At 59.4% G+C, this 13061-nt stretch carries 12 protein-coding genes and 1 pseudogene; 10 read left to right on the top strand and 3 right to left on the bottom strand.

Annotated features, from left to right (window positions below):
* The first annotated feature begins 41 nt into the window (after positions 1-41).
* From murA to ATU_RS02615, 9 genes are all read left to right on the top strand, one after another.
* The gene (murA, locus tag ATU_RS02655) at positions 42-1334 is read left to right on the top strand and encodes a UDP-N-acetylglucosamine 1-carboxyvinyltransferase (protein WP_010970968.1); all 1293 of its coding nucleotides are present in this window, start codon (positions 42-44) and stop codon (positions 1332-1334) included.
* A 113-nt stretch (positions 1335-1447) separates the two neighbouring features.
* Positions 1448-1888 carry a DUF2948 family protein gene (locus tag ATU_RS02650; protein WP_010970967.1) on the top strand — a complete coding sequence of 147 codons (441 nt, stop codon included), beginning with the start codon at positions 1448-1450 and terminating at the stop codon, positions 1886-1888.
* 133 nt (positions 1889-2021) lie between these two features.
* On the top strand, positions 2022-3320 hold the full coding sequence (hisD, locus tag ATU_RS02645; RefSeq protein ID WP_010970966.1) for a histidinol dehydrogenase: 1299 nt from the start codon (positions 2022-2024) through the stop codon (positions 3318-3320).
* 3 nt (positions 3321-3323) lie between these two features.
* Positions 3324-3797, top strand: coding sequence for a UPF0262 family protein (locus ATU_RS02640; protein ID WP_006312939.1), 474 nt, complete (start codon positions 3324-3326; stop codon positions 3795-3797).
* Positions 3798-3799: 2 nt separating this feature from the next.
* A complete protein-coding gene (locus ATU_RS02635; RefSeq protein WP_010970965.1) occupies positions 3800-4288 on the top strand; it encodes an arsenate-mycothiol transferase ArsC in 489 nt (162 codons plus the stop codon).
* A 144-nt stretch (positions 4289-4432) separates the two neighbouring features.
* Positions 4433-4651, top strand: a complete 219-nt coding sequence (gene infA, locus ATU_RS02630; RefSeq protein WP_004432473.1) for a translation initiation factor IF-1 — start codon at positions 4433-4435, stop codon at positions 4649-4651.
* Positions 4652-4684: 33 nt separating this feature from the next.
* Positions 4685-5308, top strand: a complete 624-nt coding sequence (locus ATU_RS02625; protein WP_010970963.1) for a Maf-like protein — start codon at positions 4685-4687, stop codon at positions 5306-5308.
* A gap of 4 nt (positions 5309-5312) precedes the next feature.
* The gene (yacG, locus tag ATU_RS02620; protein WP_006312936.1) at positions 5313-5540 is read left to right on the top strand and encodes a DNA gyrase inhibitor YacG; all 228 of its coding nucleotides are present in this window, start codon (positions 5313-5315) and stop codon (positions 5538-5540) included.
* Positions 5541-5690: 150 nt separating this feature from the next.
* Complete coding sequence (locus ATU_RS02615; protein ID WP_035215308.1) at positions 5691-6527, top strand: DUF6030 family protein; 837 nt, start codon at positions 5691-5693, stop codon at positions 6525-6527.
* A 12-nt stretch (positions 6528-6539) separates the two neighbouring features.
* On the opposite strand, the gene galE is transcribed toward ATU_RS02615, so the two are convergent.
* The 3 genes from galE to mscL form a co-directional block, all read right to left on the bottom strand.
* Positions 6540-7571 (bottom strand): UDP-glucose 4-epimerase GalE, encoded by a 1032-nt coding sequence (gene galE, locus ATU_RS02610; RefSeq protein WP_010970960.1) that lies wholly within the window; start codon positions 7569-7571, stop codon positions 6540-6542.
* A 330-nt stretch (positions 7572-7901) separates the two neighbouring features.
* Entirely contained in the window at positions 7902-9068 is a 1167-nt protein-coding gene (locus ATU_RS02605; RefSeq protein WP_010970959.1) for a pyridoxal phosphate-dependent aminotransferase, read from the bottom strand.
* A gap of 154 nt (positions 9069-9222) precedes the next feature.
* Positions 9223-9651: a large conductance mechanosensitive channel protein MscL gene (gene mscL, locus ATU_RS02600; RefSeq protein WP_010970958.1), complete on the bottom strand. Its 429-nt coding sequence runs from the start codon at positions 9649-9651 to the stop codon at positions 9223-9225.
* A 322-nt stretch (positions 9652-9973) separates the two neighbouring features.
* Here mscL and ATU_RS02595 point away from each other — a divergent pair.
* A pseudogene (locus tag ATU_RS02595) lies at positions 9974-13025 on the top strand (sensor histidine kinase); the annotation flags it as partial.
* Positions 13026-13061: the final 36 nt, after the last annotated feature.

Here is a 13061-nt window from a genome sequence, read left to right as displayed (position 1 = left end):
AAGGCATGATAAGAAAGGCGGGCACAGGCCCGTAGGGACGCATGGATCGCATCAGAATTACGGGTGGCAACAAGCTCAACGGCGTCATCCCCATCTCCGGCGCCAAAAACGCCGCCTTGCCGTTGATGATCGCTTCGCTTCTGACCAGCGACACGCTGACGCTCGAAAACGTCCCGCATTTGGCTGACGTGGAGCAGCTCATCCGCATTCTCGGCAATCATGGCGTCGATATTTCCGTCAATGGTCGTCGCGAAAGCCAGGGCGAGGCCTATTCCCGCACCGTACATTTCACCTGCCGTACCATTGTTGACACGACAGCCCCTTACGAGCTGGTCTCCAAGATGCGCGCGAGCTTCTGGGTCATCGGCCCGCTTCTGGCGCGTGAGGGCCGCGCCCGCGTTTCCCTGCCCGGCGGCTGCGCCATCGGCACGCGCCCGGTCGACCTTTTCATCGAGGGCCTGCAGGCGCTTGGTGCGACGATGGAGATCGATGGCGGCTACATCAATGCCAGCGCCCCCAAGGGTGGCCTCATCGGCGCTGTCTACACCTTCCCGAAAGTGTCAGTCGGCGCGACGCATGTGATGCTGATGGCAGCAAGCCTTGCCCGCGGCACCACCGTCATCCACAACGCTGCCCGCGAGCCGGAAGTGGTCGATCTCGCGCACTGCCTGATCGCCATGGGCGCCAAGATCGAAGGCGCCGGCACCTCCACCATCACCATTGAGGGCGTCACTTCGCTCTCCGGCGCGCGCCACCGGGTTCTGCCCGATCGTATCGAAACCGGCACCTATGCCATGGCGGTCGCCATGGCCGGAGGTGACGTGGTGCTGGAAGGCACGCGCGCATCGCTGCTCGACAATGCGCTCGACACGCTGCGGCTGGCAGGCGTCACGATCAGTGACACCGATACAGGACTGCGCGTCGTGCGCAACGGCAACGGCATTCAACCGGTCGATATCGTCACCGAGCCCTTCCCCGGCTTCCCGACCGATCTGCAGGCGCAGTTCATGGCGCTGATGACGCGTTCGCAGGGCGTCTCGCACATTACCGAGACCATCTTCGAAAACCGCTTCATGCATGTGCAGGAACTGGCCCGTCTCGGCGCCAAAATTTCGCTCTCCGGCCAGATGGCTCGCATCGAAGGCGTTACCCGCCTCAAGGGTGCGCCGGTCATGGCGACCGATCTGCGCGCCTCGGTGTCGCTGGTCATTGCGGGCCTCGTGGCAGAAGGCGAGACCATGGTTTCGCGCGTCTATCACCTCGACCGCGGTTTCGAACGCCTCGAAGAAAAGCTTACCCGTTGCGGCGCACTGGTTGAACGCGTCAGCGATTGATACCTTCATTGCCGCTCTTCGATTTTCCACCCGTTGCACAGCGGGCCGCGACTGCTTATTTCCAGTACAAGAAATAGACATTGCGGCCCGTGTCCGCGGAAAAGGAAGAAATGATGAGCGGCCTGAAATTGCTGGCGCTGGATACCGAAGATCTCTCGATCATCTCGACACACATGCAGGACAGCGTCTTCAAGCTCAAGGATGTTGCCTTCGAACCGAGGCAGGGGCAGTTTACCCTTTCCGCCAACCGTTTCGTTTGGGAAAGCGCCAGCAAAAAGAATTTGCCCCCCGAGCGCTGCCGCAGCGTGATTTTCCTGAAGCGTGTGTCTGCCGTCCGTTCGCAGTCCATCAACTTGGCCGACAGGGAGCAGGTGCTTTCGCTTCTGGCAATACGCTTTACCCCTGATGGTGAAGGGCCGGATGGTGTCGTTGAACTGGCGCTTTCGGGCGGTGGTACCATTGCACTCGATGTCGAATGCATCGAGGCGCAGCTGACCGACGTGAGCGGCGCCTGGGAAACCGCCGCCAAACCGCATCATCCCGACAGCGAATAAACGTTGCGAGCCCTCGCAACGGTTGCCTTTCCTTGCCGTTTCGATTTATGCCACTTACCAGAGCCGTGATTATTGCGCGGCAAGTTCGTATACCTCGCGGGATCGCCCGCGGGGACAATGAAAGGGTAATGGCGTGGCAATCTGGCTGGAGCGGGCATCGGCTGATTTCGAACAGAAATTCGCTGCCTTCCTGACAACCAAGAGAGAAGTTTCCGAAGACGTCAACGCGACGGTTCGCGACATCATCAACGATGTCCGTCATCGCGGCGATGCGGCCCTTGCCCATTATTCCCAGAAATTCGACGGCATTGATTTTACCAGGGTTTCGATGCGCGTGACGGCGGATGAAATCGACGCCGCGTTTTCGGCAGTCGACAGGGCCGTCATCGAGGCGCTTGAACTCGCAGCCCGGCGTATCGAAAAACACCATGCGCGGCAGATGCCGAAGGATGACATCTACGAGGACGATATCGGCGTGGGCCTCGGCTCGCGCTGGACCGCCATCGAGGCCGTGGGGCTTTATGTACCCGGCGGCACGGCGAGCTACCCGAGCTCGGTGCTGATGAATGCCGTACCGGCAAAGGTCGCCGGCGTGGAGCGTATCGTCATGGTCGTGCCGGCCAATGGCGGTGCGGTCAATCCCGCGGTACTCGCTGCGGCACGTATTGCAGGCGTCGAGGAAATCTACCGTATTGGTGGCGCACAGGCTGTCGCCGCACTTGCCTATGGCACGGAGACCATCGCGCCGGTCGCCAAGATCGTCGGCCCGGGCAATGCCTATGTGGCGGCCGCCAAGCGGCAGGTCTTCGGCACTGTCGGTATCGATATGATCGCCGGACCTTCCGAAGTGCTTGTTATTGCCGACAAGGACAATGATCCCGACTGGCTGGCCGCCGATCTTCTGGCGCAGGCGGAGCATGATCGCGGTGCCCAATCCATTCTCATCACCGATAATGCCGACCTCGGCAAGGCGGTGGGGGCAGCCGTCGAGCGGCAGCTGAAGCTTCTTTCGCGTTCCGAGACGGCGGCGGCCAGCTGGGCCGATTTCGGCGCGATCATTCTGGTCGAAAAACTCACCGACGCCATTCCGCTCGCCAACCGCATTGCCGCCGAGCATCTGGAGCTTGCCGTCGATGACCCGGATGCCTTGATGGCCCACATCCGCAATGCCGGGGCGATTTTCGTCGGGCGTCATACCCCTGAGGTGATCGGCGATTATGTCGGCGGTTCCAACCACGTTTTGCCGACGGCACGCTCGGCTCGCTTCTCCTCCGGCCTTTCGGTGCTGGATTTCGTCAAGCGCACGTCGATCCTGCGGCTCGGGCCCGAGCAGTTGCGCCAGCTTGCGCCGGCGGCGATCACCCTTGCCCACTCGGAGGGGCTGGACGCGCATGCGCGCTCGGTCTCCATTCGCCTCAATCCGGAAAGTTAAGCGATGGCTTCAGGCGATTTCCGGCTCTGCGACGTGGTACTGGACGACAGCATCGGCCGGTCCACGCCTGATGTGGAGCATGAACGCGCCGTCGCCATTTTCGACCTGATCGAAGAAAACACCTTCGAGCCTGCCGGGCATGACGGCGGGCCGTACCGGCTGCACATATCGCTCGTCGATGCCAAGCTGGTCTTCGCGATCAAGACCGAGGACGACAAGGATGTCTCCACCCACATCCTCTCGCTGACGCCGTTCCGCCGCATCATCAAGGATTATTTCCTGATCTGCGAAAGCTATTACGAGGCAATCCGCTCCTCGACGCCAAGCCAGATCGAGGCGATCGACATGGGCCGGCGGGGTATCCACAATGATGGTTCGCAGACCCTGATGGACCGGCTATCGGGCAAGATCAAGGTGGATTTCGATACGGCGCGCCGCCTCTTCACCCTTGTCTGTGTGCTTTATTGGCGGGGTTAGAGATGAGCGATCCTGCCGCAGCGCCAAACGAGGGACGAGCACCGAAATCGGTCCTCTTTATGTGCGGTATGAATTCCATCCGCTCCCCCATGGCGGAGGTCATCGCCAAACGGCTGGTGGCATCAGGCATCTACATACAGTCGGCCGGCGTGCGGGCGGGCGAACGCGATCCCTTCGTGGATGCGGTGCTGGAAGAGCAGGGTTTTTCGCTCGGCAAACACAAACCGCGCACCCTAGACGAGATTGAGGATGATTTTTTCGATCTGATCATTACATTAACACCCGAAGCCCATCACGCCGCACTGGAGCTGACGCGCTCGAATTCTCTCGATGTGGTCTATTGGCCAACGATGGATCCGACGGTCATTACAGGTACGCGGGAGCAGATACTCGACGCCTATCGCGAGGTGCGGGATCATCTTGCAAAACTGATTGCCGAACGCCTGCCAAAGCGGCAGCAGCCGGTGGCGGATGCGCTTTCAAAAGACTGAAAACTGCCCTTACATCGGGAAAATCGGTACTGATTTTTAAGCCGATGCTTTAGAGGTTCACAAATGTGCCGGGATTGTGTAGTTTCCGCGCAATTTTCCCGGACAGGACACGTCCGGCACTATCAACAGGAAGAAAACCCTTACATGACAAAAGAAGAAGTCCTTGAATTCCCGGGCATCGTAACCGAATTGCTGCCGAACGCAACGTTCCGCGTGAAGCTTGAGAACGAACACGAGATCATCGCCCACACGGCGGGCCGCATGCGCAAGAACCGTATCCGCGTTCTGGCGGGCGACAAGGTGCTGGTCGAAATGACGCCTTACGACCTGACCAAGGGCCGCATCACCTATCGCTTCAAGTAATCCACCTTTCGCATCGGACGCCCGGGCCGCGCAATGACCAATTCAAAACAAAAGCTCGTTCTGGCATCCGGTTCGCCGCGGCGTCTGGAGCTGTTGCATCAGATCGGTATCGAACCGGCACGTCTGATGCCGATGGATATTGACGAGACACCCGTAAAGCTCGAGCATCCACGCACGCTCTGCCGTCGTCTGTCGCAACAGAAGGCGGAAGCCGCGCAGGCGGCGCTGAAGAGCGAGCAGGCGTGGAAAGACGCCTATGTTCTGGGCTCCGATACGGTGGTCGCCGTTGGTCGCCGCATCGTCGGCAAGGCGGAATACACGGAAGAAGCCTCGGCGGCGCTGCACCTACTCTCGGGGCGCAGCCATTGGGTCTATACCGGCATCTGCCTGGTGACGCCTGACGGAAAAATCCGTCAGAAGGTGGCGGAGACCAAGGTGCGTTTCAAGCGCCTCTCCACGCGCGAGATCGACGCTTACATCGCTTCCGGCCAATGGCGCGGCAAGGCGGGAGCCTATGGCATTCAGGGTATTGCCGGCGCATTCGTGCAGAAACTGACCGGTTCCTACACCAATGTCGTGGGATTGCCGCTTTATGAGACCATGTCGCTTCTGTCCGGTGAAGGGTTTGAGGTGACGTCGGGCTGGCTCGAAGGATAGTCCCATGGCAAAACCCTCCACAGAAGGCGCCGGAAAGGTCACCCCACTTCGCAAAACCCAGCCATGCCCGGAATGTCGCCGGCCGTCGACGCGGGAAAACTATCCCTTTTGTTCGGATCGCTGCCGCTCGCTCGATCTTGCCCGCTGGCTGAACGGCTCCTACGCCATTCCCGTTGCGGACGACGAAAGCAGCGCCGGTGGGCAGGACGGCGGCAAAAACAACTCCGAGTAAGAACCCGCATCGCCGGAAATTTCGGCGGTAAATTGCAAAAGATTTTTCAGAGCCTCTGCTCACACCTTATATTCACCGGGCTGCCCCCAGCCCGAAAAGCCATATCAGAATCGGCTGAGGTCTTTCTCCGAGCCCCCTTAAGGTCTTGCGATGGACGCAGGCTTGCAAAAGAGAGTGAGCTCTGGCGCACTGCTGTTTGCGGTGTTGGCCGTCTGTTTTGCCATAGGGGCGACGGTGCTGCTTGCCAATGACAAGAAGCATCTCAAGAGCCTGCTGACCTATCTCAATCTGGCGCCCGCCACACGCTTTGCCGAACCGCCACCAAAGATGAAGCACGCCAAGCGACAGAAGCTTGCAGCCAGAACGGTTTACCTGCCGCCGCACCTGCTGAAATTCGAACGGGCTGGCGATAGGCCATCTTTCGCCCGGGACTTCGTTATTTCCGGCAAAGACCTTTGCGACCGCTTCACCGCCGCCGGTTTTTCCAACCCGAAGGGATGGCAGGCCAGCCCGGTCAGCATCCGCAACTTCGAGTGCATGGCCGACCTTGCCGCGGTAAAGGCGGAAGACCCGGCACAGCGCGCATCGCTTTTCATTGACATCAGGGGAGAGGCTTCCGGCGACATTCGCTCCATCAGAATAAAGGCGGTTGCCCCGGAGACGCCTGACGGCGCCGCCATTTTAACGAAGCTTGAGAAAACGCTCACTTTGGTCATCGCGCAAACCCACTGGACTGATCTTGCCAGCATGCTTGAACCGGCTCGCAGGATGCAGGCCTATCAAGCGCAGCACTTCGGTATCTCAGTTTCCATCAAACCGGAACCAACCGCACCGCACCGGCTGAACGTGATTTTACTGGCGAGCGAGGAACCGCCGGGGGTGAAGCTGACACGCGCATTTTTCGACCGGGACCGTTGGCTTCGCCCGGCCGCACTTTCGGATCGGCCGATACCGCATCCTTCCGTCACGAAAAGCCACGTCCCGTGACATAAAGACGGCTCAGCCTATCGCTGCCAGCTTGCGCCGCATCGGCGGTATTCTGCCGCTTTGCTGGGCCTGACGCTTGGCTTCCCATTGAAGCGCAGTGCGAACGATGGTCGCCAGATCGTTGAAGCGAGGACGCCAGCCTAATTCCGACTGGATACGCGACGAATCCGCCACCATGGCCGCAATGTCACCCGGACGGCGGGGACAATGGATGACCGCGAATTCACATGCGGATTCGCGCTGTACGGCCTGGAGGACGTCCAGAACCGAATAACCGACACCATAACCGCAGTTCAGGGTTCGTGTACCGCCGCCGGCGCGCAGATGCGCCATGGCCAGCATATGCGCATCAATCAGATCGCTGACATGAATATAGTCGCGAACGCCGGTTCCATCGGCGGTCGGGTAATCCGTCCCGTAAACCTCCACCCGGTCGCGGCGGCCGGTCGCGGCTTCGCATGCAACCTTGATAAGGTTTGCAACGCCCGTCGGCGAAGGCCCGGCGCGGCCCTGCGGGTCGGCTCCGGCAACGTTGAAATAACGCAGCGCCACATAGTTGAAATCATGCGCCTGCACGACATCGCGCAGCATGATTTCGGACGCGAGTTTCGACAGGCCGTAGGGATTTTCCGGGCTCAGGATCGCCGTTTCAGGAACGGGACCATCAAAGGGCTGGTTTCCATAGACGGCGGCTGTCGAGGAGAAGATGAAATTGCGGATGCCGCTGCGAACCGCCGCGGCAACAAGCGCGCGGGTCGTGCCGGTATTGTTTTCGTAATATTCCAGCGGCTGGCTGATCGACTCGGGAACGCTGACGGACCCGGCGAAGTGGAAGATGGTCTCGATGTGGTTTTCTTCAAAAACCTGATCGAGCAAGGCGCGGTCGGCCGCATCTCCAAGATAAAAACGCGCCGCTGGCGCGACTGCCCAGCGCGACCCCGTGGAAAGCCGGTCGACGACAACGACCTCTTCCCCGGCATCGAGCAAAGCCCACACCATGTGGCTTCCTATATAACCGGCCCCACCCGTGACCAGAACAGCCATGACATTACTTCCCTGTTTGCTTTTCTTGAGCCTATCAAAGCCAATAATTCTTCATCATTGATTACTTGCACAGCGAATACACAACCGATCCCCCACCCCATTAAAAAGGTGGCTTACGATTGGTTAGCGCAATGAGTTTCTTTTTAGTGATTAGATGAAAATGTTCTCATATATGGAACAAGAAGCGCATATCACAGAAAATCCCCCACGTCGATGGTTACGCCGTGGGGTTGCAGTTTCAGGTCTCTACTGTGATTTTGTTGCCGATTTCCCTACTTCGGCGCGATGCCCTGCCCGTCAGGGGAAACCCGTTGCAGGGACGATCGAGGCTTACCTGCCGAGAATGTAAGATGCCAGCCGATCGGCCGCATCTTCTATCTGCCTGGGGTTGCGCAGGAAGCAGGCGCGCAGGAACAGTTCTCCGCCTGGGCCGAAGGCCGTGCCGGGCGCAAGGCCAACGCCGGTCTTGTCGACGATATCGAGCGCGGTGGCGCGGCTGTCGGTGACGCCGTCGATCTTGAGGAAGGCATAAAGGGCGCCATCCGGTTTCAGGGTTTCCACACGGTTGGTGGCGATCAGCGCATCACAGAGAATGTCGCGGGAGGTCAAAGCGCGTTCGTAGTTCTCGCGGATGAAACCATCACCGTGATCAAGGGCGGCGACGGCACCGCGCTGCATGAACTGCGCCACGCCTGACGTTGAATATTGAATGAGGTTTTCGATCACCTGACCGATGGCCGGCGGTGCAACAAGCCAGCCGACGCGCCAGCCGGTCATCGACCAGTTCTTCGAGAAGGAGTTGGCAAAGACGATCTTGTCGTCCGGCTCCATCACATCCAGGAAGGACGGCGCGCGGCTGCCGGCATAGTGATAAAGCGCATAGATTTCGTCCGCGACGATCCACAGATCGTGTTTGCGGGCGAGCGCCAGAACGTCACGAAGATTGTCGCGTGTTGCCGTCCATCCGGTGGGGTTGGAGGGCGTGTTGATGAAGAGCGCCTTCGTCTTGCCGGTAATCGCGCTTTCCAGCCTGTTGATATCGAGATCCCAACGACCATCGCGGAAATCGATGCCGACCGGAACCGCCTTTGCGCCGGCCACACCGATGGCTGCGACGATATTGGGCCATGTAGGCGAAAGATACACCATCTCGTCACCCGGCGAGGTCAGTGCCTGCACGGCAAGCACGATCGCCTGCATGCCGGAACCGGTGGCGTAAAAATGCTCCGGCGGCAGCGACGCCGCGAAATGCCGCTCGTAATAGTGGCTCAGCGCCTGCCGCAATTCCGGAATGCCGCGCTGCCAGGTATAGAAGGTTTCACCATTGTTCAGCCCATCGATGGCGGCCTGATTGATGAAGTCGGGGCTCGGCAGATCGCCTTCACCAACCCAGAGCGGCAGGAGATTGTCCCGCCCCCGGGCATAATTCACGACTTCGACAATACCGCTCTCGGGCGCTGCCAGAGAGCGCGCACTCAGACTGTTCAAAATGGACATTAAAGACACTCCGTTTGGTGCCTTCTTATCGCATCGGACCAGCCATGTGCATGATATTCCGTGAGGCGATCATGGATTTTCTTTATGGATCATCCCCGGCAGGAACCCGCCGACCGCACAGGCAGGCAGATCAGGCCGGGGACTGATCCGGGTCTTATCGAGTTTTCAGCAGATCGCGGATTTCGGTGAGGAGCTTGACGTCTTCCGGCGGCGGAGCTGCGTCCGGCTTTTCTTCAATCTTCTTGCGGTCAACCGAATCGCGGAGCTTGTTGACACCCTTGACCATCAGGAAAATGATCCAGGCCAGGATGAGGAAGTTAATAAGAACCGTCAGGAAGTTACCATAGGCGAAGACGGCACCCTGTTCGCGGGCGGCAGCGAGCGAGGTGGCGTTGACGTTGGAGCTCAGCGGCAGGAAGTAGTTCGAGAAGTCGAACCCGCCGAAGATTGCGCCAACGATCGGCATGATGAGATCGTTGACAACGGAATCGACGATCTTGCTGAAAGCCGCACCGATAATAACACCCACGGCCAGGTCCATGACATTGCCGCGGGCAATGAAGGTTTTAAATTCGTTAAGCATTCAGATTGTCCCTCTCTCCTGCTTCGCGAGCTGAAGCTATGTGACTGTCCCTACGTCTTCAACCATACAGATTCCCTTACACATTTGGAATTCGTCAAGATTGCATTTATTAGCTTTTTTGCACCCTCTTGCGTGTCCGGTGAAACGGCATCGGCGGACGTGCTTCAGCGCTCTTTTTCCTCGCATTTTCCGGACGTAAAACCGCCATGCATCTTTGCGGGACATGCTTTCATCTTCAACTTTATGATCAGACCGCACTCATTCTCAACGGTGCGGAATTCGCCTATGCTCATTCAAGGGAATTCCTGCATGGGGAGGATGTGTGCTTCCTGGGTGGATCATATTCGGCTCGGCCTTCGCTTATATCCTCTTGCTGTTTGCGGTCGCGAGCTACGGGGACAGGAAAAGCCGTGACAGACACGCGCCAAAAAAGGGGCGTCCGTTCGTCTATGCGCTCAGCCTGGCGATATATTGCACCTCCTGGACCTATTTCGGCGGCGTGGGGCTTGCAGCCGATAAAGGTCTAGAATTCCTCGGCATCTATACCGGTCCCATCCTTGCCTTTACCCTCGGCATGCCGATCATCCGCCGCATCGTCGATCTCGCCAAGACGGAAAAGCTGACCTCGGTTGCGGATTTCATCGCCGCCCGTTACGGCAAGAACTCCACCGTGGCGATGATCGTCGCCATCATCGCGCTGGTCGGTGCCATTCCCTATATCGCGCTGCAGTTGAAAGCGGTGTCCAGCTCCGTGGCAACAATGGTCGATCCCGGCGATTACGGTATCGGCAGCGGCAATCTCTATTTCCTCGATCTGCCGCTTGTCGTCACCCTCGTCATGGCCGGATTCGCCGTCATGTTCGGCACCCGCCACACGGATGCCACCGAACATCAGGACGGGCTTATTCTGGCAATTTCGATGGAATCGCTGGTGAAGCTGGTCGCCATGTGCACGGTCGGCTTTTACGTGCTTTTCGTGCTTTTCGATGGCCCCGCACATCTGTGGCAGCTGGCGACTGATAATGAGCAGGCCATGCGGGCCATCTCCTATCACACGCCCATCAGCCGCTGGATCGTGATGACGTTGCTCTCCGGCTTTGCCATCATCCTGCTGCCGCGTCAGTTCCACGTCACCGTGGTCGAAAATCGCACGCCGGAAGAGCTGCGCATGGCGGGGTTCCTGCTGCCGCTCTATCTCATCGCCATCAACATCTTCGTGCTGCCGATCGCGCTCGCGGGTATCCTGACGCTGGGCGCCAATGGCGATGCCGATCTCTACGTGTTGCAACTGCCGCTCAATCATCAGATGCCTGTTGTCTCGCTGATCACCTTCATCGGCGGTTTTTCTGCGGCGACGGCAATGGTGATCGTCGCTTCGGTGGCGCTGTCGATCATGATTTCCAACGATATCGTCATGCCGATCTTCCTGCGGCAGAAGCTACTCAACCGCTCGCCGCACCGGGACGACTTCGCCAAGACGCTGCTCAACATCCGCAGGACGGCGATCTTTGCGGTGATGCTTTTGGGTTACGGTTATTACCGCGCCGCCGACAGCGCCACGGGCCTTGCCTCCATCGGCCTTCTGGCTTTCGCCGCCATCGCCCAGATGGCCCCTGCCCTCTTCGGCGGGCTGTTCTGGCGTCGCGCCAATGCCCGTGGCGCAATCGCGGGTCTCAGTTCGGGCTTCTTCGTCTGGGCCTATCTGCTGTTCCTGCCGAGCTTCGGCGGGCCGGACAATTCCGAAGTCGCGGCCAATATTCTCGGCTTCCTGTTTTCCGGCAGCACGGTGTTTAACGGTCCCGAAGCCGATCCTTTCGTGAATGCGGTCATCCTCAGCCTGCTCGTCAACAGCCTCGCATTCGTGCTGGGTTCGCTCTCGCGCAATCCGCGGCCGGTGGAGCGCATCCAGTCCGGTATCTTCGTCAAGCGCCATTCGAAATCGCAATTCGCCACGCGCGGCTGGAAAACCCGTGTCAGCGTCGGCGACCTCAAAAGCGCGATTGCCCGTTATCTTGGCGAAGAGCGCATGCTGCGCTCGCTTGCGACCTATGAGAAAACGGCGGGCAGGAAACTCAATGACGACCAGCCGGCGGATATGGCGCTGATCCATTTCTCTGAGCAATTGCTGGGCAGCGCCATCGGCTCCTCCTCCGCCCGCCTCGTGCTTTCGATCATTCTCCAGAAGGCGGAAGATACCAGCGCGGATACGGCCTGGCTGCTCGATCAGGCGAGCGAGGCGCTGCAGTATAATCAGGACATGTTGCAGACGGCGCTGGCGCAGATGGATCAGGGCATTGCCGTTTTCGACAGTTCGCAGCAGCTGACCATCTGGAACCGGCGGTTCCGCACCCTGCTGGACCTGCCAGAACAATTCGGCCAGGTGGGCGTGCCGCTGACCGAAATCGTGACCATGCTGCAGGAGCGCGGCGACATGCCGCCCGGCGATACGGATGAGCTAATCACCAGTTTCCTGACCATGGACCTGCCCTTCTCGCTGGTGCTGGCGGGCGGCGAGCGCATCATCGAGGTGCGCTCCAACACCATGCCGGACAAGGGCATCGTCGCCACCTTCACCGATATCACCCAGCGGGTGGCGAGCGACCAGGCACTGAAACAGGCGAATGAAACGCTGGAGCAGCGCGTGGAGGAACGCACCGTGGAGCTGACCCGCGTCAACCGCGCGCTGGCAGAGGCGAGAGCGTCGGCCGACGAAGCCAATATCGGCAAGACGCGGTTTTTCGCTGCCGCCGGTCACGATATTCTTCAGCCGTTGAATGCCGCCCGCCTCTATTCCTCCTCGCTGGTTGAACGACTTGGCGCTTCTGGCGAAAGCGATCTCGTTCACAATATCGATTCGGCGCTGGAATCGGTGGAAACCATTCTCGGTGCGGTTCTCGATATTTCCCGCCTCGACACGGGCTCGATGAAGGCGCGGATGACATCGGTGCCACTCAATGAGCTATTGAAACGCATCGAGACCGATTTCGCGCCGATGGCACAGGAGAAGAACCTCGATCTTGTTGTCATGCCCACGTCGCTCACGGTCCGCTCCGACCCGAATCTGCTGCGGCGGCTGATACAGAACCTCGTCTCCAACGCCATCAAATATACGCTTGAGGGCAAGGTGGTCGTCGGCGCGCGTCGTCGGGGCGGCGAGGTCGTCATCCAGGTGACGGATTCGGGCATCGGTATACCCGCCTCGAAATTCCGCACGGTTTTCAAGGAATTCGCCCGGCTGGACGAAGGGGCAAAAACGGCGTCTGGCCTTGGGCTCGGCCTTTCCATCGTCGATCGGCTATCACGCATGCTGCACCATCCGGTGCAGCTCATTTCCACCCCCGGCAAAGGCACGACCTTCCGCATCCATCTGCCGCGTGAGGCGGATCGTCTTGCTCCTGCCAAGACGGAGG

Source organism: Agrobacterium fabrum str. C58 (assembly GCF_000092025.1).
Taxonomy (GTDB): domain Bacteria; phylum Pseudomonadota; class Alphaproteobacteria; order Rhizobiales; family Rhizobiaceae; genus Agrobacterium; species Agrobacterium fabrum.
This window is presented reverse-complemented; position numbering and strand designations above follow the sequence as displayed.